Genomic DNA, 21,525 nt, shown 5'->3' on the forward strand with positions numbered 1-21,525 from the left:
ATGCTTGGCTTTCATCATTTATTTCTTTACCACCAAGTTGTTTTTGTCACGATCGCCTTTGATGTTTTTTATTTAGTACACGAACATTAGAAAGAAACCCATATAAAAAATTCTCTGCTAGGAATATAGTTATGACTGCCGTAAGATTAACCCCGGCATTTAGAAGGAGGAGGAGAAAAACTCTTTGGGACTAATGGAGTAAAATTACATAAAATCATAAAAGAATGTAGTAAAACGTCGAACTATACATTATTCTTTAACTACATCCAGACAGAATACAATATGGAGCAAACTGAAAGCCCTTACTTAAATTAAGAAGGAGGTTGCAATGAAAAATAAATCCTTACCTGTTGTTGCTGCCGTTCTTAGTGTTTCCATGTTATTTGGAGAAGCTGGATTTGTGAATGCCACTAATTCCAAACAGGTTCTGCCATCAATTGAACAAAAAGAAAAGAAAAGGAAAGGGGGAATGAAAAGCATCGCCCACCCTTTTTCTTGGGACCAGCCTGGACCTTCATCCCCAGTTCTTCATCCTGGACCAGTCCGGGCAGCCGGAATGGTCAATCAGCCGTTGCATGACATTGATCGCTTTATGGAAAGTGCGATTGAGCAAAGGGCAATACCGGGTGCGGTTGTTTATGTAGCTAGACGCGGGGTTACTGTGAAACATGATGCCTATGGATATGCTGCCCGCTATGTCGACAATCAGTACACAGAAATGGATGACACTAAGCTTATGGAAAAAGACACAATTTTTGACCTTGCTTCGATCAGCAAGCTCTTTACTACGACAGCTGCCATGAAACTTTATGAGCAAGGAAAATTCAAATTGGATGATCCCGTTGCCGATTATATCCCTGAGTTTTCACAAAACGGAAAATCAGATGTAACCATCAGACAGCTCATGACCCATACCTCAGGATTTGCCGCATGGATTCCTCTTTATAATAGGGGCGAAAGCCGTACAGACCGCCTTCAAATCGTTTTTTCACAACCTTTACAAAATAAGCCCGGGGCAAAATATACATACAGCGACTTAAACATGATAACCCTCGGGGCTCTTGTTGAAAGATTATCTGGAAAGCGGCTGGATGAATTTGTCGCAGCTACAATTACAAAACCGCTTAAAATGAACAATACCATGTATAATCCGCCTGCGTCCTTAAAGGAGAGGATTGCTGCGACAGAGTATCAGCCGTCGACAGGGCGAGGTCTTGTCTGGGGAGAGGTACACGATGAAAATGCCTGGTCGCTTGACGGTGTTGCAGGCCATGCCGGTGTTTTTTCAACCGCGGAAGACCTGGCCAAGTTTTCCCACATGATTTTACAGGAAGGAAAATACGGGCGGACAAGAATTCTACAGCCTTCCACGGTTAAGTTATTGAATGAAAACCAGAATGCTGCTTTTCCAGGGGACGATCATGGTTTAGGTTGGGAGCTCCAGCAGGGCTGGTATATGGATGCTTTAACAGAAAGCCATACCCTTGGCCATACCGGTTATACCGGTACTTCGATTGTAGTAAGCCCAACAAATGATACGATTGCGATTTTGCTCACAAATCGGGTTCACCCAACACGTACTACCGTTTCTACAAACCCAACTCGAAGGTCGTTCGCACGCCAGGTCGCAGATTCTATTCCGGTGGATATTCCCGGCAAAAATCCCGCATGGTTCTCGGGATACGGAGATAATCTGAAGCGCCAACTTATACTGGAAACAGAGCTGGAACAAAACGCGGTCCTATCTTTAGATACTTGGTATAGAATCGAAGCCGAAACAGATTATGGTGATATTGAGATATCGGAAGACGGCAAACAGTGGGCGAAACTTGCTGACTCGGTTACAGGAAACAGCGGACAATGGCTCAAGCAAAAGTTCCCAGTACCCATTCATACTAAATATATCCGTTTCACGTACAGAACTGATGCAACTGTTAACGGAAGGGGCTGGTATGTTGCCAATATAAAGCTAATGAGTGATAGCGGGCAAGAAATTAATACGAATATCGTTAATGAAGGCTGGACTCTTCGAAAATATTAGGCTTGTAATCTGAAAATAGCACCGAAACGGGAGATGTAATCGAACCCGCAGAGATAGCAACGAAAAAACTGGTTATTTTAATTAAAAGAAAGATCCAAAATTCTCAAGGAGGTTATGGAATGATGAAAATTCAAAAAGCATTTGTACTTCCTGTTCTTATCGTTTCTTTGTTGATTACAACAATTTTTGCCACACCCGGACCAAGAATAAAGGCTGAGAGCAAACGTGGTACTCATGACTTAGTCATTTATCAAAACCTGCCAGAAGTAGATGCGGAAATTGAAGACAGTAAAGTAACATTAAGGGCTCTTCATATCCATAAACAAGGTCATTTTACAGAGGTAACCCAAGGACTGACGTGGAAATCAACCAATAAAAATGTTGCTCGAGTTGACGAGACCGGCACAGTCACACTTTCAGGAAAAAAAGGAAGAACGTTCATTACCGTAAAAGATGGGTCAAAAACCGATCGTATTGGAGTATATGTTAAATCCGATTATGGCTCGAAAAAAGAGAGTAAGCCGGGCATTGAAGCATCATTAGTAAGGCAAAAAGGGAAGCGCTACCACATTATTAAAAAAGCGGTGAAAGGGCTCTCGCTGGAAGAAAAAGTGGGACAGATGCTTATGCCCGACTTTCGAACTTACAACGGTAAAAATGTAACTGAAATGATGCCTGAAATTGAGTCGCTGGTGAAAAAATATCATCTCGGCGGAGTCATTCTTTTCCGTGAAAATGTTGTGTCAACCGAACAAACAGCAAGACTTGTCGCGGACTATCAGAAGGCTTCTAACAAGTTCGGCTTGCTGCTGTCGATTGACCAGGAAGGCGGGATTATAACCCGATTGCAGTCTGGCACTGATTTTCCAGGTAATATGGCGCTTGGAGCGACGCGGTCAGAAGAGATTGCCTGGAAGGTGGGTCATGCGATTGGTGAAGAATTGAACGCACTTGGTATTAACACGAACTTTGCGCCTGTGTTTGATGTTAATAACAACGCTGACAATCCGGTTATCGGTGTCCGTTCTTTCGGTGAAGATCCACAGCTTGTGGCCGATCTTGGGGTCGCCTATACAAAGGGATTGCAGGAGAGCGGCGTTTCCGCAACAGCCAAGCATTTTCCGGGCCATGGCGATACGGCTGTAGACTCACACCTTGGCCTTCCAGAGGTGCCCCATGATAAGGAACGACTGAAACAAGTAGAGTTATATCCCTTCCAACAAGCGATGGACGAAGGGATTGATGCAATCATGACAGCGCATGTTACTTTCCCAAAAATAGATGGTACAAAAGTAATCTCGAATAAGGATGGCAGTGAAATCGCGGTTCCCGCCACCCTCTCCTATAAAGTATTAACTGAATTAATGCGTGAAGAAATGGGCTTTGAAGGTGTTATTGTAACCGATGCACTGAACATGAAGGCAATAGTAGACCACTTTGGGCCGGTCGATGCAGCGATCCGTGCTGTAAAAGCAGGGTCGGATCTTGTTTTAATGCCTGTAGGACTAGAAGCTGTAGCAGAAGGGTTGCTTAATGCAGTGAAGACCGGTGAGATTTCAGAAGGAAGAATCGATGACTCCGTGGAACGCATTTTAACGTTGAAAGTAAAAAGAGGCATTTTTAAATCGGAAACACCGGTTGATATCGAGAAGGAAATTGATAATGCCCTAAAGGTCGTGGGATCTGAAGAGCATAAAAATGTAGAAAGGGAAGCAGCTGAACGTTCCATTACACTCGTGAAAAATGAAAATGCGTTGCCTCTTCAGGTGAAGAATGAAGAGAGAGTAGCTGTCGTGGGAAGCACCTATCTTGACGAGCTTTTCGCATCTGTCCAGAAGCATCACGGGAATGCCTTCCAGCTGAGGGCGAGTAATACGTTAACAACACAGCAGCTTGAAGAATTAAGAACAGCATCGGCGGTAATAATCGGCACAAATACATCCACAGTTGCTGGTCGATCTCCAAGCAGTGCCCAGATGAAAATGGTTAACCAGATTGCCACCGAATTAGACGTACCCGTTATTGCCCTGGGTATCCGTAATCCGTATGACATTATGGCTTTTCCCGCTGTGGACGCTTACCTAGCGCAATACGGTTTTAGAAAAGCAAGCTTTGAAGCCTCCGCAAGCACGATATTTGGGAAAAATAACCCTGCGGGGAAACTTCCGGTATCGATTCGCGGCAATGATGGGAATATGCTCTATTCTTTCGGCCACGGTTTAAGCTATTAATAAAAAGGCAGCTAAAACTCGCAGGTTGAGAGGGGATCTAAGGTGGAAATATAGAAGCCTGAATCGGTTCAAATTTTATCTCTGGGAGGGGTTAAAATGAAAAGGTGGATATTTAGCATTGTCACACTTGTACTCATCATTTCGTCTCTGTCGGTCGCATTGGCAAATGAACAGTCTCAAGGGAAGGCAAAAGGAAAGAAAAAATTCGAATTGGGTGTTGAAGTGCTGCTTGATGAACAGAGCGATCTCATTAAGGGAAAACGAGTTGGCTTAATAACTAATCCGACCGGTGTCGACCAAGAGCTGAACAGCATCGTAGATCTTTTGCATGAGAATCAGGACGTGAACCTGGTAGCTTTGTACGGTCCTGAGCATGGTGTCCGCGGAAGTGCCCAAGCTGGGGAATATGTTCCATTTTATACAGATGAGGAAACAGGACTGCCGGTATACAGTTTATACGGCCCAACGAAAAAACCGACTCCGGAAATGCTTGCGGGAGTCGATGCTCTTGTTTTTGATATTCAAGACGTTGGAACACGTTTCTATACCTATATCTATACGATGGCTTATGCTATGGAAGCAGCGAAAGAAAATAACATCCCTTTTATTGTACTTGACAGACCGAACCCGCTTGGCGGTACAGAGGTGGAGGGCCCTGTACTAGATCCGGCCTATTCTTCCTTTGTAGGAATGTATCCGATTCCAGTGCGCCACGGTATGACTGTCGGTGAATTGGCCAAGTTCTTTAACAAAGAATTTGGGATTGGTGCGGATTTGACCGTTGTTGAAATGAATGGATGGAAGAGAAATATGCACTACGATGACACACCTCTCGAATGGGTGCTTCCTTCACCCAATATGCCGACATTAGATACAGCATTTGCCTATCCGGGTGCTGCCTTGATTGAAGGAACAAACGTATCTGAAGGAAGAGGCACGGCAAAGCCGTTTGAATTACTGGGTGCGCCCTTTATTAACAGCACAGATTTGGCGAATAAACTAAACGAACAGAAGCTCCCGGGAGTGGTGTTTAGAGCGGCAAGCTTTACGCCAACATTCTCAAAGCATTCCGGCAAATTATCAAACGGTATACAAATTCATATTGCGGATCGCAATGATTATAAGCCGGTAGAGACCGGATTAACCATCGTAAAGGCGATTCATGATCTATATCCTAAAGAATTTGCATTCCGCGCCGAAGATAGCCGGGGCATTTCCTTCTTCGACTTACTGATCGGCAATGGTTCGATTAGAGAGGCCATTGAAGATGGACAAACTGTAGATGAAATCAAGCAGACATGGGAGCCGGGACTAGATCAATTCATAGAAAAGAGAAAACAATATTTGCTCTACTAAACCAAAAGTGTTCATCTAAGAAGGAATAATCTATAAAAATGTCTTTTTAAGGTGCCAGGCCTCCATTGTGAGACGAATTTGCATCCCGGGGTGCTTAAGGATGCGGTCTGTACACCGGGAGGGTCGACGATTGAAGCAGTGCTGCCCTGAAGAAAACCAATTTCGAGCCGCCGTACTAACTGCGATGAAGGCATGTACGAGTAAGACGCTAAAACTAAAGAATAAGGCTAAAAAGAGCATCTCGTTGATCGTTTGAACGAATGCTTTTTTTTTGATGAGAGTCTTTGAGCAGAATAGTAGAATTTTTTAGAGGAAAGGATAATATATATAACGGAACAATTATTCCGATAAATTCTCTTGGAATAATTACCATCAAAGTTAAGGAGGAAAAATTGTATGACTGGCTTCGTGATTATAAACATTGCAATAATGATCATTCTTTTACTAGTTCTTTGGTTTATGCAAAAGAAGCATGTTTCTTTTACAAAAAGAGTTTTCACAGCTTTAGGGCTAGGGATACTTTTCGGATTTCTGCTCCAAGTGTTATACGAACCGGAATCAGAAGCAATTGTGAATTCGGTTGATTGGTTCAATATTATCGGAAGCGGCTATGTGAAGTTCCTGCAGATGATTGTCATGCCACTCGTTTTCATTTCGATTGTGTCTGCTTTTACAAGACTGAAGCTGGCAAGTAATATCGGCAAAATCAGTGCGCTTATTCTCGGGATTTTAATAGGCACAACGGCTATCGCAGCCGGGCTCGGAATCACTACAGCCTTTGTATTTGATTTAGAGGCGGTGCAAATCGAAGAAGGCGATGCGGAAACGGCCAGGGCCCAAGAGCTCGAAGAAACGTATGGAACGATTGAAGGAAAAACAATGCCACAGCAAATCGTGGAATTAATTCCTGCTAATCCGTTCCTAGACTTTACAGGTGCCCGTCCAACTTCAACAATCTCTGTTGTCATTTTCGCAGCATTTTTAGGAATCGCATATCTTGGTGTAAAGCGAAAACAGCCGGAGCATGCCGAATTTTTCGCGAAAATCATTGATACGTTATATGCGATCGTTATGAGAGTTGTTACGCTGATCTTGCGCTTAACGCCTTATGGTATTCTTGCTATTATGACAAGAACAGTAGCGACAAGTGATTTGGACGCTATCGTCGATTTAGGGAAATTCGTTATTGCTTCTTATGCAGCGATTATCGTCATGTTCCTGATTCATCTGTTGTTGCTGGCATTTGGGGGATTAAACCCGCTTACGTATGTCAGAAAAGCTTTTCCGGTTCTGTCGTTTGCGTTTACATCCCGGACAAGTGCGGGCGCTTTGCCGCTTAATGTAAAAACGCAAAAACAGCTTGGAGTCCCCGATGGGATTGCCAACTTTGCCGGCTCTTTCGGGTTAACAATCGGACAAAATGGCTGCGCAGGCTTATACCCTGCGATGCTCGCGGTAATGATTGCCCCAACTGCGGGTATTGATCCACTTTCACCGTCATTCATTGCGACGTTGATTATCGTTGTCGCTATCAGTTCTTTTGGGGTTGCCGGAGTTGGCGGCGGCGCGACATTTGCAGCGCTCATAGTCCTTTCCTCGATGAACCTGCCTATCGCACTCGCTGGATTGCTCATTTCAGTAGAGCCATTGATCGATATGGGACGTACCGCTTTAAACGTCAGCGGCAGTATGACCTCAGGTATACTGACCAGCCGAGTGGTAAAAGAACTCGATACAGAAACATATAATGACAAATCATTAAAAATTGAAGCTGAAGCATAATAAAGAACTCCTGCGAGACAGGAGTGGAAAGCCTGCAGACCTTAATTGAGTCTGCGGGCTTTTTTCATTTATTGAATAATAATACTGGCATGGGTTGATATAACTCTAGCTATTCATGCGGGGTCTTAAGGGTCTTTTGATTTAAACAAAAAATACCCTCATTTAAACGAAAGTGTGGATGATTTGAACGAAAACTAAATCCATTTAAACGAAAGTTCATATTCTCCGCCATGTAGATGCAAGCAATCTGGAAGCTATACTTTAAATTTCTATTTGAGGATTTTAACAGCCAAATCTCCTAAATCCACCCTCCGAATGAATGACCTGGCCCGTCACCCACTCCGCCTCATCTCCAGCCAAGAAGGAAATAAGACGTGCCGCATCGATAGGCTGGCCGATTCTCCCTAAAGGTGAGCGAGCAAGGATTTCTTGTTTTAATTCATCGTTCATCCATCCAGTATCCGTGGGGCCAGGGTTTACTGCATTTACGGTTATCCGTTTATTGGCAACAGCTGCGGCCAATGTATATGTCAACGTTTCAACGGCCCCTTTTGTGATCGCATAGGACAATTCGTTAAACATCGGCTGCAATGATTGTCCTGAGATTATATTAATAATTCTTCCGCCTGATTCATATGTAAAACTTTTTACAAATTCCGATGAAAGCAGGGTAGTACCCCGGACGTTTATCTCATAATGGGCATCTAAAGTGGTTGGAGAAAGATTTTCAATATTGTCAATGGTTGAATAACAAGCATTATTCACTAATATATGCGGGTACCCTAGCTTATCCCGAACCATTTTCAAAAGCTTTGTTATCTCAGTGGGAGATGATAAGTCAACCTCCGCGCTATCACAGCGGACTCCCAGGTCAAGAATCTGCTGCTTTAGTAATGCTGGTTCATTTTGTTCGACTCCCCACGAGAATTGCTGATCGTATTTAGTCCAATAAGTAAAGAAAACATCTGCGCCTTGGGCAGCTAATACTTTACAAATGGCCGCACCAATTCCTTTTAGGCGGCTTGCTCCCGTAACAAAGGCAATTCTACCTTGTAATTTCTTTTCCATTTGTCTGCTAGTCAAATCCGTCATCTCCTCCATTCTTTTTTGACAACAAAAAAACTCTCTAAAACCTAGAGAGCGGATAGCAGCAAATAAACCATATTCACCAAATGGAAACATGTAATTGGTTGATAAAGAATGGTTTAAAAATGGGCATACTAATCCTATCCTCAAGGTTTATTAAATCTAAAAACCAACAAGAAAAAGGATTAGAACTTCATTTTTAAACATCATTCCTTCCCGATGTAATATATACATAATATTCTGAAAATTTATATTTGTCAATTGCCTGGTTAAGAACTTAAGCGGTCAATTGGCTTTCACTTAAAATCAATTTTCCCCGTTCCATATGGGGGCTGTTCTTAATTAAGATTCATCATTATCTTGTTGGTTTAAGTAAAGATTTTCAGTTGTTGCAAAAGTAACGGATTGGAGGCTCATCTCAGGATCGAGATCATTTAAAGCTTTTGCTGGTTTATCTTCTGTTTTTTCAATTTTACTAGAGGTTTGTTTTTTCAACATGATTGTCACTTCCTTTTTCAAGCTTGTTTTGTAGGATTCACTTAAATCAAAAAGTTTATTCCTGAGGCTAATGGACGTTCACTATTTATAGTAAAATTTTTACAAAAGAAGGAATCTCCAATTGGATATCGTATATATTAAGTAGGAAATTAATCGAGTTTTTCTAAAATGAGGTGGAAGAATCATGCTGCAAACAAACTACGAGGAAATGATTGTGATCTTAAAAGAAAAAGGTGAGGTCGAAATCCCGCTGACTGATTGCGACATGCAGTTTTACATTGAAGACACCTTGGAAAGTTTAGATCTGAAATATCAGAAGCTGATTCCGCCAGTAAGAAGAGGCGCTGTGAAAACGATGATTATTAAAATTGAGGATTGAAAAATAATTAAAATAAACAAGTAAGAAGAAAAGAAAAGCAGTGGATTTCCTCCCCGGAAAACATCCACTGCTTTTGTTATTAGGCGTTTATACTCTCGTTATTTAAAGCTTCTTCAACACTCACATATTTGTAGCCTAGATCATTTGCAACAGCTTCAAAGGTAATCTCACCATTCGCGACGTTAACCCCTTTTGCAAGTGAGGCATTATCAAGAATTGCTTGCGCCGCACCCTTACTTGCGATTTGTAATGCATAAGGAATGGTTACGTTCGTCAAGGCGATAGTTGATGTTTGTGGAACTGCTCCTGGCATGTTCGCAACCGCATAATGCACGACGCCATGCTTAACATATGTTGGGTTATCGTGTGTGGTAATCTTGTCAACGGTTTCGAAAATGCCACCCTGGTCAATTGCAACGTCGACAATGACGGATCCAGGAGACATCGACTTTACCATTTCCTCGGTAACCAGCTTAGGCGCTTTTGCACCTGGAATTAATACGGCACCGATGACGAGATCCGATTCGGCTACTGCGTGAGCAAGGTTGAATGGATTTGAAATTAATGTCGTAATTTGATTTCCGAATATGTCATCCAATTGGCGAAGACGGTCAGGGCTTAAGTCGATGATCGTTACATCTGCACCGAGACCAATCGCTATTTTAGCGGCATTCGTGCCAACAGCACCGCCGCCGATGATTGTTACCTTACCGCGTTTTACGCCAGGCACACCGCTTAGAAGAATTCCTTTTCCGCCTTTTGGCTTTTCTAGGAATTGGGCGCCGATTTGCGCGCTCATACGGCCGGCAACCTCACTCATCGGTGTTAATAAAGGAAGCGTATTGTTAACTGCAACAGTTTCGTAAGCAATTGCCAACACGCCGCTGTCTTTCAAAGCCTGTGTCAATTGAGGATCTGCAGCCAGGTGCAAATATGTGAATAGGATCAATCCTTTTCTGAAGTATTTATACTCCAGTTGAATCGGTTCCTTCACCTTTAAGATCATATCTGCGCCAGACCAAACGTCGCCAGCGCTTTCAACTATTGATGCGCCAGCCGCAAGATAGGAATCATTAGCGAAGCTGCTTCCAGCTCCAGCGTCTTTTTCAATATATACTTCATGGCCGGCCTTCACTATAGCTACGACACCAGCAGGAGTGATCGCGACACGATTTTCGTTATTTTTGATTTCTTTTGGTACACCTATTCTCATGATATATACCTCCAATAATAATTTCGTCTTTATACAAAATTATAACGCTTACATTAATGTTGCTAATTGTGTAAATAAGAAAAGAAAAAAAGAAGCGTTTGTGTAATTTCACAAACGCTCCTTTTTTAAAAAAATAACATCAAGTTTCATCTTTTCTTTAAGAATTCCTCATAGTGACTAATTTTAAAGCTTAGAAATAGTGACATTTTCAGCAGGGGATCTTTTAAATTAATTTCACCAATCTCAGCAATGCGTTTTAAACGGTAGTTCAAAGTATTGACATGTATGTGAAGGTGTTTTGCCGTTTCATTCGGATGACAGTCTTTCTCCAAATAAACCTCCAATGTGCTGAGTAAATCTGTTTGGTTTTTGGCATCATAATCTTTTAGCAGCTGAATCGAAGCGTGCTCGGTTTCGGAGTATCGGCTTTCTATTAGTATGTCCATCGTTTGAAAGATGCCAAGTTGATGATATTGTGTCATGTTCTCCGTGTCAACAGGAAAGGCATGTTTCATTTTCAAAGTAAACAATGCTTCGTGGTAGCTATGCATTCCTTTAGAGAATATTCGGTAAAGGTTTCCGGATGCTCCTGAGATATCCGTTACTTGAAAGCGTGAACTCATTTGCCTGATAAAATAGGGGATGAATCTGCTAATGGATGCTGTGAATCCAGCGGTGCTCTCTGCTCCAACCAATAATATGAGCCGATTCTGATCGGTAGTGAAGAAATATGACTTAATTTTTTGGGTGGTTGTAAGCATATAGGAGATGTGGCGCTCGACTTCTCTTGTGATCTCGTCTGGAAACTCGAAAACAATTACGGAAAATACAGCAGGGATATGCAGTGAAAACTGGGTGAGTTTTTCCGTGAGTTCCTGTTCGTCCTGGAAGTGGCCAGTCAATAATTGCCAAAAAAACTCCTGATAGCTTTCTTCTTTTCTTTTTTTTCGAAGCTGGAGCTGCAGCAGCTGATTTTTGGCTTCTTTGGCAGCAAGCTGTAAGAATACCATATCTTCCTCAGAAAATGGCTTACTGGCCTCAAGAGCCCAAATGAAACCGAGGACTTCATTGTTTTTTCGGATGGAAATGGCAGCTCTCTTGCCGAGACCAACATCATCGATTGATGGTACCTGAACCGGTTTCTCATCTTTTAGGAGGGCAGGCAGAATCCCTTCTTTCCAAAGGCTATTGATGACTTTTTCAGGAACCCTTCGCCCGATGATCGTTGAAATCCTCGCTTGATCGGTCGTTTCCTCGTGTGTACTGTATGCAAGCAGCCGATGGTTTCCATCCTCAATAGTGACCGGACAGCCCAGCACTGAACTGATTCGGTCCGCAAACTCCATCAGATCTCCGTAAACACCTTTAAAAATTTCTCGTTTTTTACTGGATTCCTGCATATATACAAAATCTCCTCAACTTATTTATTCATATCTTAACAAAGAAGAGTGGCAGGTACCATCCGCAAAATGGATGTTACCTGCCACCTCTACTTAGTTAGAAGAAAAAATTTAATATAAAATAAATAAGAGCTGCCAAAGTACCTGAGATTGGCAGTGTAATAAACCACGTAATAATCATACGCTTGGCAGTACCCCATTTAACACCCTTTACCCGATGGGCGGAGCCAACACCAAGGATGGAGGAAGAGATAACGTGTGTTGTGCTTACTGGCAAGTGGATTAATGTTGCTCCAAAGATGATAGATGCACCGGTCAAGTCAGCTGCCACTCCGTTTACCGGGCGGATTTTCATAATTCCGCCGCCCACTGTCTTAATGATTTTCCAACCGCCGACTGAAGTACCAAGGCCCATGGCCAGGGCACAAGAGAATTGAACCCAAAGTGGTATATCAGCATTATCGAGCTGGCCGTTTGCTATCAAGGCCATTACGATGATTCCCATAGCTTTCTGAGCATCGTTCGTACCGTGGGTGTATGCCTGTAGGGCTGCGGTACCTATTTGGACATAACGGAAACGCTTATTGGTTTTTGTCAGGTTATTATTTTTAAATATGACTTTAAAAATGCTGTAAACCAGGAAACCAACTCCAAATGCCAACAATGGAGAGATAATCAAGGCTTGAAGAATCTTGAGAAAACCGCCCCATTCCAATACGCCAAAACCGGCAGCCCCAATTGCTGCGCCTGCTATTGAACCAATGAGTGCATGAGAGGAACTGCTCGGTATTCCGTAATACCAAGTAATTAAGTTCCAGGCAATCGCCGCAAGCAGCGCTGCAAGAATAACAAGAGATCCGTTCGGCAAAGTGAACGGGTCTACAATATCTTTCGTAATCGTTTTGGCAACCCCTGTAAAAGTCATCGCACCAACAAAATTCATTGTTGCAGCGAGAAAGATCGCATGCCTTGGTTTTAAGGCCTTAGTAGAAACGGAAGTAGCGATGGCATTTGCCGTATCATGGAATCCGTTAATAAAGTCAAATGCGAGAGCCATGATCACAATCAGTATAGTTAAGATAAATAAAGTATCCATGTTTTAAAGGACTCCTCACGCATTCTTCATGACAATTGATTCAAGAGTATTGGCAACACCTTGACAGCTGTCCGCGATTTCTTCCAGGTTTTCATAAATTTCTTTATATTGAATGATGCGAATAGGATCCTTTTCGACGGAGAACAAGTTTTTAATGGATTGGCGTTGAATGCCATCACAAACCGATTCAAGGTCTTTAATTTTGATTGCATTTTCACGAACGCTTTGTAGTTTCTTCGAAGATAATAAGTCCACAGCCTTTTCGATTTCATACGTGCATTCCTTAATAGCCTCGACAAATTTCAGCATGTATTTATCTGCATTTATGATCGAATACATTTCGAATAACGCGGAAGTATGTTCTAATCCATCTAGGACATCATCCATGCTCATCGTTAAAGCCAGGATGTCTTCACGTTCAATCGGAGTGATAAAGGCATTGTTCAATTCCCTGATGACCTCATGCACCATGTCGTCGCCCTTATGTTCAAACTCTTTCATCTTTTCTTCGAAAACTCTTAAATCACTGACATTATTTAGTTTATAGTCAGCGAAATAGTCTGCGCCTTCTCTTAAGTTTTGTGCAATGCTTAAAAGCAGAATGGCAAACTTGTCCTTTTTCTTGAAAACCATAAGAAAACCCCCATTTTTTAAATGCGCGTTTACGCATAACCCTTCATCCAAAAACGGTATATGCATAATATGAGCGTAGACTATTCTATCTGATTCTCTTCGTTTAGGGGAGCAATTTCGATAAAAATTTACAAAATCTTAACAAAGTAAATATTAAATTTTAAAAAAATACTAAGCAAATTTAAAATTATTGTGGTAAAGACGAGTTTTTTGTCTGAAATTAGCAGGAAACAACAGGTGTTTTGTTGCCGCTTTTTCCGTTTGGTTGCCAGTACTCGGACTTTCATTGCCGGAAATTCTGTTTTGTTGCCAGTTCCAATTTTTGTTGCCGAAGTTTTGATTTTCTTGCGACTTTTCCTGTTTGGTTTCAAGTACGCGGACTTTCGTTTCCGAAAATTTCTAAAAGATCAAATGTCGGCTACAACCCAGGTAGAATCGGCTACAAAATCAGGAGTTCCCGCTACAAAAACGGTCCCCGGCTACAAATCGTAAATCCAGAACAGGCACCTTAAAAAGGTTTGCCAATTGTCGATGTTTCTCTCTTATTTTAAAGGCTAAACGCTAGGTAATACCATTCCTGTAATGATACAATCGGAAATAAGTAAAAAGGAGGTTTGGTTATGATCCAAAATATTCAAGATACGATCACTCTGAATAATGGTGTGAAAATGCCTCAGCTTGGATTTGGGGTTTTTAAGGTGGAGAGCGGCAGCCAAACGGTGGACTCGGTAAAGAAAGCTCTTGAGGTTGGGTATCGGGCGATCGATACAGCCGCGATTTATAAAAATGAAGAAGGTGTAGGCCAGGCAATCAGGGAAAGCGGCATACCGCGCGCGGAGCTTTTTATTACTTCGAAAGTATGGAACAGCGATCAAGGGTATGAATCTACACTTAAAGCTTATGATGAAAGCTTAAAAAGATTAGGTCTGGAATATTTGGATCTCTACTTAATTCACTGGCCTGTAAAAGGAAAATACAATGATACATGGAGAGCGCTTGAAAAACTTTATAAAGATGGAAAAGTTCGCTCTATTGGCGTCAGCAATTTCCATGTCCATCATCTGGAGGATTTATTTGCGAACAGTGAGATCAAGCCTGTCATTGACCAAGTGGAATTGCACCCGCGTCTTTCCCATGAGGAGCTAAGAGATTTCTGCCAGAAACATGAGATGAAAGTACAGGCATGGGGTCCTCTCGGTCAGGGGCACTTAATTGAAGAACCGACCTTAAAACATATTGCGGATAAGCATGGCAAAACGACTGCTCAAGTCTTAATCAGATGGCATTTACAGCATGACATTGTTGTCATTCCTAAATCTGTGACGCCATCCCGCATAGAAGAGAATGCACAGGTTTTTGATTTTGAATTAAGCATGGATGAAATGAACAAGATTGATGCTTTAAATCTTAATGAAAGATTTGGTGCCGATCCGGACAACTTTAATTTTTAAACGTAAAGGAAAAGGCTGTCCAGCCTTTTCCTTTTTTTATATACGCCACTGTATAATTGTGTATAAATATACAAAATAACCATTTGATTTATTATAATTACCCTGTTTTCAATGAATTAACCATTTTATTTATATACCATTTTTTATTCGTTTTTAGGTTTTGATTTTTGTGAATGGGGAAATTAATAAGTACAACGGCGGAACAACAACTAAAGAATAACTTCACAAAGGATTGCCTTTTTAAGGATATTACAAAAATGAAAAATGAATGAAATGCAGATTTACAACAGATAATATCCTTAAAGATGCAGCCCAATTAAAACGCTTTATATGCCTGTAATTCAAAAACAGGGAATTATAAGTTAAATACAAAGGCAAATAAAGCTGTTTTAATTCGAGTTTATTCTTTTGTTGAACTGCCGTAAGAGGAGAAGTTAGGATTCATCCTGCTTTTGCACTCTAAAAACTAATCTAATTTTATAGGAGGAATAAGACATGGGTTTTTTATGGTCATTAATTATTGGTGGAATTATCGGTTGGTTAGCTGGGATGATTATTGGGAGAGACGTTCCATTTGGTATCATTGGTAACATCATCGCAGGTTTCATTGGTGCTTGGTTAGGATCATTAATCTTAGGCGACTGGGGTCCTGTGGTAGGCGACTTTGCGATTATACCAGCTTTAATCGGGGCAATCGTGCTTGTTTTCATCTTAAGCCTTATCTTCAAAAGCATGCGAAAAGCTTCATAATGGATGTTTATGTGAAAAACCTTCCCGTTAGCGGGAAGGTTTTTTTCTGTATCATGGAAGATCAATCTCAGGGAAAATGGCTGGGTCATCTAAAAATGGCGCGCGGCAAACAATCCTTACTTCTGTGATAGGATGGATGAATTCAATTTTGTATCCATGCAAAGCCTGGCGCCCGAAAACAGGCTTTCCGCCATATAAAGTATCTCCCGCAAGCGGATGGCCCATATGGCTGAAATGTACTCGAATTTGATGGGTTCGTCCGCTTTCAAGGGAACACTTTACGAGCGAGAGCATTTTTTTAGAGTAGTGTTCTAATACCTGATAGTGCGTGATTGCTGTTTGACCTGTTGGCGAAACCCTTCGTCTAGTAGCATGATGCCTGTCCCGGCCGATCTTTTCATTGATCGTTCCTTCGTTTTTTTTCAATATGCCTTCACAGAGAGCAACATAGCTACGTGTAATCTTTCTTTCCTCCAGCATTTTATCAAGCAGGGCACCGGTGAGATGATTTTTAGCAAAGAGAACGGCTCCAGTGGTATCTTTATCGAGGCGATGAATATGCTTTAATATCCCCGATTCTTTTTTTAAATGATAGGCTACTCCATTCAGAAGTGTATCGATTTGCCCGGGTGATGAAGGGTGGGTTTCCATTTCTGCCGGTTTGTTGGCGATTAATAAGTGCTCATCTTCATATAATATAGAAGTTTCTAAATTGGAAGCTTTGACACCTGTATGATTGCCCTCATCGAAAATAGGAAGATGTAAATGTTCCCCAGCATGCAGAGGTGAATTCCAAGAGCGATACTCATTGTTAATCGTAACTTCTTTACTCATGCGCCATTCGTGGATCATTTTTTTCGGAACCTTCCAATAATCCCTAAAAATCCCTTCAATAGTCAGCTGATTCCATTTGGCGGGAATGGTGATAATCAAGAATCTTCCTCTTCTGACAGTTTGAATCAAATTTCTCACTACTTTCGACATGGTTTATTATTATTCAATACAATTAATCCTGAAAATGACATCATCAGGAAAAATACAGCATCTTTCTTCCTATGGCTGGATCAGGAGTGGGTATAATTTCCACCCTTTTTTTCATAGGTCTTATGTTATTCTAAAAAAAAGAATTTTACATATACTTCTGTATAATTTAAAAGGTGGGTTGTTAGTGAGGATTGTTTTTGCTTCAACATCTGAACAGGAGCAGGAAATTGGAAATCTTGTCTCATTCTTTTACAGATCTATTTTTCCGAAGTATTTTACTAAAGACGAAATTCTTCATTTCGAAAAAATAGGGGTCTTACAGACTCCTGCAAACAGCATAACTTATTTTGGCACTCTTAAAGATGCATTTCAAGTCATGACCTGTTTACAGGTTATTATCTCAATTCTTGAGAAAAAAGAAAGCAGTAATATGGCCTTAGAGGGGAAATTTATAAGGCTGTTCGAAAACAATGTCAGAATTCTAAATGACTATGGTGTTTTGTTTCCTTTAGATCTTAATCATTTTGACAGCTTAAAAAATGAGGAAAATGACGATTCGTTTCTTTTATATGTAGAAGCTGCCAACCAATACTTGATTTAAGCACTTATCCTAATTAATTATGAAGAACCGGGGCCGGACTTATATTGAGTTCGGCCCCGGTTTTTAACTCTGGGTACGTAAAGCGTGAGACTTGCTAAATATGCCCCTTTTATATACATGTGGTTGCATGTGTCGAAATATAGTGGATATTGTCGAGAAATCGATATATGAGCTAAGTTGATAATATATGTGCCAAAGTTGATAATATAATGGAAAACTTGAAAATAAATAGGTCAAAGTTGATAATAAATTCGAAAACTCGATGATAAATATGCCAAAGGGATGATAAATCCAGAAACTTGATAAAATCACCGGACTTAAGGTTTACGAAATACAGATAGTAAAAGAGGCTGACTCCATAGGGTGCAATAGGAGTCAGCCTTTAAGCGCAATTACGTCTAATCTCCGTCTTACGGCTCGTCAATCGACTAGTTTTCTTTATTTACCTCATTTTTTTCAAACCAGTTTTGAAATACTGATTCTTCATTAGACCCGACAATGCGGTCTTGTTCTTTACCATCTTTAAAGTGAACGATGGTAGGCGTGGATTCTATATAATAATCTTCCCATCCTTGCTCGAACTCCAATAAATTGTATTGGACAAGGTCAATCCCCATATTCTCTGCCAGCGGAGCTACGACCGGAGTAGTTGCCTGACAATGGGAGCATTCCGGGCTATAGAAATAGACGGTGACGTCCTCGTTATTTTTCAGCTTTTTCTCTAACTGCTCCGGCAGAATCAGGTTTTGATAATTGGGATCATCCAGCTGATCGGCTGTGGAAGCCTTTAAGTCTTTCTTGCCGTACGGATTATCTTCAGATTGCTCTTCTTTTTGCATATTCGTGATAATGGCAATTGCCGCGAATATAACGATGATGATGCCTAAAAAAATAAGTATCTTTTTCATGAGGCTGCCTCCCTGGTTTTTTTCCATACGAGATAACTGCAGATAAATATAATAACAAAGGCAGTTAAAGCTAGAAAAGGAATTGTAATAAAGCCGAACCAGTTAATATATTGTCCTGTGCATGGAACCCGACCGCAAGCAGGAGCGCTTTCAGAGAAAAACGTAACCTTCTGAATCAAGTAATGGTATGCAGAAATACTCGCACCGATAGCGGAAAGGACCATGGTGTAAAAGCTGATCCAGTAATCTTTTCTTATAATCGCTATCCCTAATATGACCGTAAAAGGGTACATAACGATTCTTTGATACCAGCAAAGCTCACAAGGTTCATATTGCTTAATCTCTGAGAAGTATAAACTGCCAAACATGGCAATGATGGCAACAGCCCATGCCGTAAAAAAAATATTTTCCTGATTCTTCATTCATTTTCCACCTACCTATGATTTCTTCAAAATTATATTATGTAATCACCTGCGTTGTAAAATATATATTCTTATCATTTATTTTGGGTGGACGTTGTTTCATAATAAAACTAGAATAAATCTTACAATTCAATAGGGGGACCCATGAAATGTTTCCAATAATCGAAACGTCCGGATTAATCCTTAGAGAAGTCACCGAAAATGATGCTGAAGATCTCTTTGAATATTTTTCGCAGGAGAAAGTAATGTCCCATTATGGCCAGGAGGCTTTTGAACGCATTGAAGATATCCAACGTTTAATCGCAATATTCAGGAGCAATTATGAAGCAAAAAAGGGAATAAGATGGGGGATTCAGCCTAAAGAGGATGAGCGCCTGATTGGAACTGTTGGTTTTAATGCCTGGTCGACGAAGCATAAACGGGCAGAGATAGGATATGAATTAAATCCCCTCTATTGGAGAAAGGGAATTACCTCTGAGGCTGTCGAAAGAGTCATAAGTTACGGTTTTGAAACATTGAGCCTGAACAGAATCGGAGCTATCGTTTATCTTGAGAATTCGGGCTCCACTAACTTACTTCAAAAAGTTGGTTTCCGTAAAGAGGGCGTATTGAGGGATTATCTATACTCATATGGAGAATCCCACAGTGTAAATATGTACTCTTTATTGAAGGAAGAATGGCTCAGATAAATGTTGAATGAAAAGAAGCTGCAAGTGAGGCTTTTTTAAAAAAGATAAGAAAGTATAACTATTTTAACTTTGATAGGTGTCTAGCTACGACGTACAGGACGTACTAGTGCCGACGTCGCCACACGATGTGGCGGTCTTAGTCGTTCTTCCTTACTTCCAGGGCGCGTATGCTTTTCTGATTTGGGAATAAATATTAGAAATGCCCCTGCGGTGCAATCGTTTGAGTATTTCACAGGAAGGGTAAAACAGAAACACTACATATATGAAGGTTTGAAACTTATGTCAGCATGGCTGACGGTTCATGTAAAAGAAGGAGTGCAAGACGGATGACAAAGCTTGATTTACACAAGTTTGAAAAAATTATGGAAATACGGAACATGAAGCATGAGGATATCGATCAAATTATCGCGATGCAGGCAGTTTGCTTTCCTGGAATGAGCCCATGGAAGCGGAAGCAGCTAGAGAGCCATCTTGAAATCTTTCCTGAAGGGCAATTTGTTGCTGAATATGATGGAAAAGTCATCGGTTCATGCTCAAGCCTGATCATCAATTTTGACGAATACGATGACCGCCATTCATGGGATGACGTCACAGATAACGGTTATATCACGAACCACGATCCAAACGGCTATAATTTATATGGCATTGAAGTCATGGTTCACCCGGACTTCCGGCGCATGAAAATCGGGCAGCGCCTATATGAAGCAAGAAAAGAACTGGCTGCGGAAATGAATCTAAAAAGCATCATCATTGGCGGCCGGATCCCTAACTATCATAAACATGCCGGTGAACTCTCGCCGAGAGAATATGTTAAGGAAGTCCAGCATCATAAGATTTATGATCCGGTTCTCACTTTCCAGCTGTTAAATGGCTTTACTTTAATGCGGATTAATCCAAATTATCTTCCGGATGATAAGGCATCGAATAAGTATGCGACCTTGATGGAATGGAATAATTGGGATTACCACCCAAAATCAAAGCGGAAGCACTATAAAACGTCAGAGCCGGTCCGGATCTGTGTCGTCCAATATATGATGCGCCAAATCAGTTCCTTCGACGATTTCGCGAACCAGGTGGAATATTTCACGGATGTTGCTGCGGACGCCAATGCAGATTTTGCTGTATTTCCGGAATTGTTTACAACCCAGCTGATGTCGTTTTTAGACGAAAGATCTCCGAGCCTGGCGATAAGGAAATTGACCGACTTCACGGAACAATATATTGAGTTATTCACAACCTTGGCAGTCCGTTATAACGTAAATATTATTGGCGGGTCTCATGTCGTGAAAGAGGATGATGATAATATCTATAACATCGCTTACCTTTTCCGCAGAGACGGAACAATTGAAAAGCAATATAAAATCCATATCACCCCGAATGAACGGAAATGGTGGGGAGTGAGTGCGGGTGACCGGGTCAAGGTGTTTGACACGGACTGTGGCCGGATCGCGATTCAGATTTGCTATGATATCGAATTTCCGGAGCTTGCCCGAATCGCGACGGAAATGGGTGCGAAAATTATTTTTACCCCTTTCTGTACCGAAGATCGCCAGGGCTATCTGCGTGTCAGGTATTGCGCCCAGGCCCGTGCCGTGGAAAATCAAATTTACACGGTCATTTCCGGGACGGTCGGAAACCTGCCGCAAACCGAAAATATGGATATTCAATATGCCCAATCAGGGATTTTCGCGCCGTCTGACTTTGAATACGCGCGCGATGGAATCGTCGGAGAAACCAGTCCAAATCTGGAAATGGTCTTGATTGGGGATGTGGACCTTGAAATATTGCGAAGGCAGCGGCAATCTGGCACCGTAAGGCAATTGAAGGATAGACGACATGATGTTTATAAAATTCAATATAATCTAGGGTCGAAATGAGAAAGAGGCTGACGCGATGTCAGCCTCTTTCGTGTTGTTCCGCTTACCTTAGGAGTACCAGCCAAGTAACCCATTTTTTTGCGTATAGAAATTCCCGATATGCAAAACCTATTTGTAACATAATTTGT

The 21,525-nt window shown here is 41.4% G+C and carries 20 protein-coding genes; 11 read left to right on the top strand and 9 right to left on the bottom strand.

Features of this window, described 5'->3' with window-relative positions; genetic code table 11:
- The first annotated feature begins 328 nt into the window (after positions 1-328).
- The 5 genes from LQ216_RS02185 (at position 329) to LQ216_RS02200 (ending at position 7,410) form a co-directional block, all read left to right on the top strand.
- A complete protein-coding gene (locus tag LQ216_RS02185) occupies positions 329-2,041 on the top strand; it encodes a serine hydrolase domain-containing protein (RefSeq protein WP_230126483.1) in 1,713 nt (570 codons plus the stop codon).
- Between the two features lie 119 nt (positions 2,042-2,160).
- On the top strand, positions 2,161-4,272 hold the full coding sequence (locus tag LQ216_RS02190; RefSeq protein WP_230126484.1) for a glycoside hydrolase family 3 protein: 2,112 nt from the start codon (positions 2,161-2,163) through the stop codon (positions 4,270-4,272).
- Positions 4,273-4,368: 96 nt separating this feature from the next.
- On the top strand, positions 4,369-5,628 hold the full coding sequence (locus LQ216_RS02195; protein ID WP_230126485.1) for a DUF1343 domain-containing protein: 1,260 nt from the start codon (positions 4,369-4,371) through the stop codon (positions 5,626-5,628).
- Between the two features lie 90 nt (positions 5,629-5,718).
- Positions 5,719-5,778 (top strand): hypothetical protein, encoded by a 60-nt coding sequence (locus LQ216_RS20445; RefSeq protein ID WP_354958370.1) that lies wholly within the window; start codon positions 5,719-5,721, stop codon positions 5,776-5,778.
- 246 nt (positions 5,779-6,024) lie between these two features.
- Positions 6,025-7,410: an L-cystine transporter gene (locus tag LQ216_RS02200; protein WP_230126486.1), complete on the top strand. Its 1,386-nt coding sequence runs from the start codon at positions 6,025-6,027 to the stop codon at positions 7,408-7,410.
- 282 nt (positions 7,411-7,692) lie between these two features.
- Here the strand turns inward: LQ216_RS02200 and LQ216_RS02205 are convergent, their stop codons facing one another.
- Complete coding sequence (locus LQ216_RS02205; RefSeq protein ID WP_230126860.1) at positions 7,693-8,478, bottom strand: SDR family oxidoreductase; 786 nt, start codon at positions 8,476-8,478, stop codon at positions 7,693-7,695.
- Positions 8,479-8,838: 360 nt separating this feature from the next.
- On the bottom strand, positions 8,839-8,994 hold the full coding sequence (locus tag LQ216_RS02210) for a hypothetical protein (protein ID WP_230126487.1): 156 nt from the start codon (positions 8,992-8,994) through the stop codon (positions 8,839-8,841).
- 184 nt (positions 8,995-9,178) lie between these two features.
- Between LQ216_RS02210 and LQ216_RS02215 the strand changes: the two genes are divergently transcribed.
- Complete coding sequence (locus LQ216_RS02215; RefSeq protein ID WP_230126488.1) at positions 9,179-9,373, top strand: hypothetical protein; 195 nt, start codon at positions 9,179-9,181, stop codon at positions 9,371-9,373.
- A 79-nt stretch (positions 9,374-9,452) separates the two neighbouring features.
- Here LQ216_RS02215 and ald read toward each other — a convergent pair whose 3' ends face one another.
- The 4 genes from ald to LQ216_RS02235 form a co-directional block, all read right to left on the bottom strand.
- Complete coding sequence (ald, locus tag LQ216_RS02220) at positions 9,453-10,586, bottom strand: alanine dehydrogenase (protein WP_230126489.1); 1,134 nt, start codon at positions 10,584-10,586, stop codon at positions 9,453-9,455.
- A 146-nt stretch (positions 10,587-10,732) separates the two neighbouring features.
- Complete coding sequence (locus LQ216_RS02225; protein WP_230126490.1) at positions 10,733-11,986, bottom strand: helix-turn-helix domain-containing protein; 1,254 nt, start codon at positions 11,984-11,986, stop codon at positions 10,733-10,735.
- 97 nt (positions 11,987-12,083) lie between these two features.
- Positions 12,084-13,082, bottom strand: coding sequence for an inorganic phosphate transporter (locus tag LQ216_RS02230; protein ID WP_230126491.1), 999 nt, complete (start codon positions 13,080-13,082; stop codon positions 12,084-12,086).
- A gap of 15 nt (positions 13,083-13,097) precedes the next feature.
- Entirely contained in the window at positions 13,098-13,715 is a 618-nt protein-coding gene (locus LQ216_RS02235) for a DUF47 domain-containing protein (protein WP_230126492.1), read from the bottom strand.
- Positions 13,716-14,335: 620 nt separating this feature from the next.
- Between LQ216_RS02235 and LQ216_RS02240 the strand changes: the two genes are divergently transcribed.
- Together LQ216_RS02240 and LQ216_RS02245 are read left to right on the top strand one after the other, a co-directional pair.
- On the top strand, positions 14,336-15,166 hold the full coding sequence (locus LQ216_RS02240) for an aldo/keto reductase (protein WP_230126493.1): 831 nt from the start codon (positions 14,336-14,338) through the stop codon (positions 15,164-15,166).
- Between the two features lie 495 nt (positions 15,167-15,661).
- Positions 15,662-15,916 (top strand): GlsB/YeaQ/YmgE family stress response membrane protein, encoded by a 255-nt coding sequence (locus LQ216_RS02245; protein ID WP_230126494.1) that lies wholly within the window; start codon positions 15,662-15,664, stop codon positions 15,914-15,916.
- Positions 15,917-15,967: 51 nt separating this feature from the next.
- On the opposite strand, the gene LQ216_RS02250 is transcribed toward LQ216_RS02245, so the two are convergent.
- The gene (locus LQ216_RS02250; protein WP_230126495.1) at positions 15,968-16,849 is read right to left on the bottom strand and encodes an RluA family pseudouridine synthase; all 882 of its coding nucleotides are present in this window, start codon (positions 16,847-16,849) and stop codon (positions 15,968-15,970) included.
- Between the two features lie 235 nt (positions 16,850-17,084).
- Here LQ216_RS02250 and LQ216_RS02255 point away from each other — a divergent pair, with 235 nt between their 5' ends.
- A complete protein-coding gene (locus LQ216_RS02255) occupies positions 17,085-17,501 on the top strand; it encodes a DUF5365 family protein (protein ID WP_230126496.1) in 417 nt (138 codons plus the stop codon).
- 428 nt (positions 17,502-17,929) lie between these two features.
- On the opposite strand, the gene LQ216_RS02260 is transcribed toward LQ216_RS02255, so the two are convergent.
- Together LQ216_RS02260 and LQ216_RS02265 are read right to left on the bottom strand one after the other, a co-directional pair.
- Positions 17,930-18,409, bottom strand: coding sequence for a thioredoxin family protein (locus tag LQ216_RS02260; RefSeq protein WP_230126497.1), 480 nt, complete (start codon positions 18,407-18,409; stop codon positions 17,930-17,932).
- Entirely contained in the window at positions 18,406-18,831 is a 426-nt protein-coding gene (locus LQ216_RS02265; protein WP_230126498.1) for a disulfide oxidoreductase, read from the bottom strand. The genes LQ216_RS02260 and LQ216_RS02265 overlap by 4 nt, the downstream gene beginning before the upstream one ends.
- 149 nt (positions 18,832-18,980) lie before the next feature.
- On the opposite strand from LQ216_RS02265, the gene LQ216_RS02270 reads away from it, so the two are divergent.
- Positions 18,981-19,520 (top strand): GNAT family protein, encoded by a 540-nt coding sequence (locus LQ216_RS02270; RefSeq protein WP_230126499.1) that lies wholly within the window; start codon positions 18,981-18,983, stop codon positions 19,518-19,520.
- A 326-nt stretch (positions 19,521-19,846) separates the two neighbouring features.
- Positions 19,847-21,397, top strand: coding sequence for a bifunctional GNAT family N-acetyltransferase/carbon-nitrogen hydrolase family protein (locus tag LQ216_RS02275; RefSeq protein ID WP_230126500.1), 1,551 nt, complete (start codon positions 19,847-19,849; stop codon positions 21,395-21,397).
- Positions 21,398-21,525 lie beyond the last annotated feature (128 nt).

It is taken from the genome of Bacillus sp. CECT 9360 (assembly GCF_918741275.1).
Taxonomy (GTDB): domain Bacteria; phylum Bacillota; class Bacilli; order Bacillales; family DSM-1321; genus Peribacillus.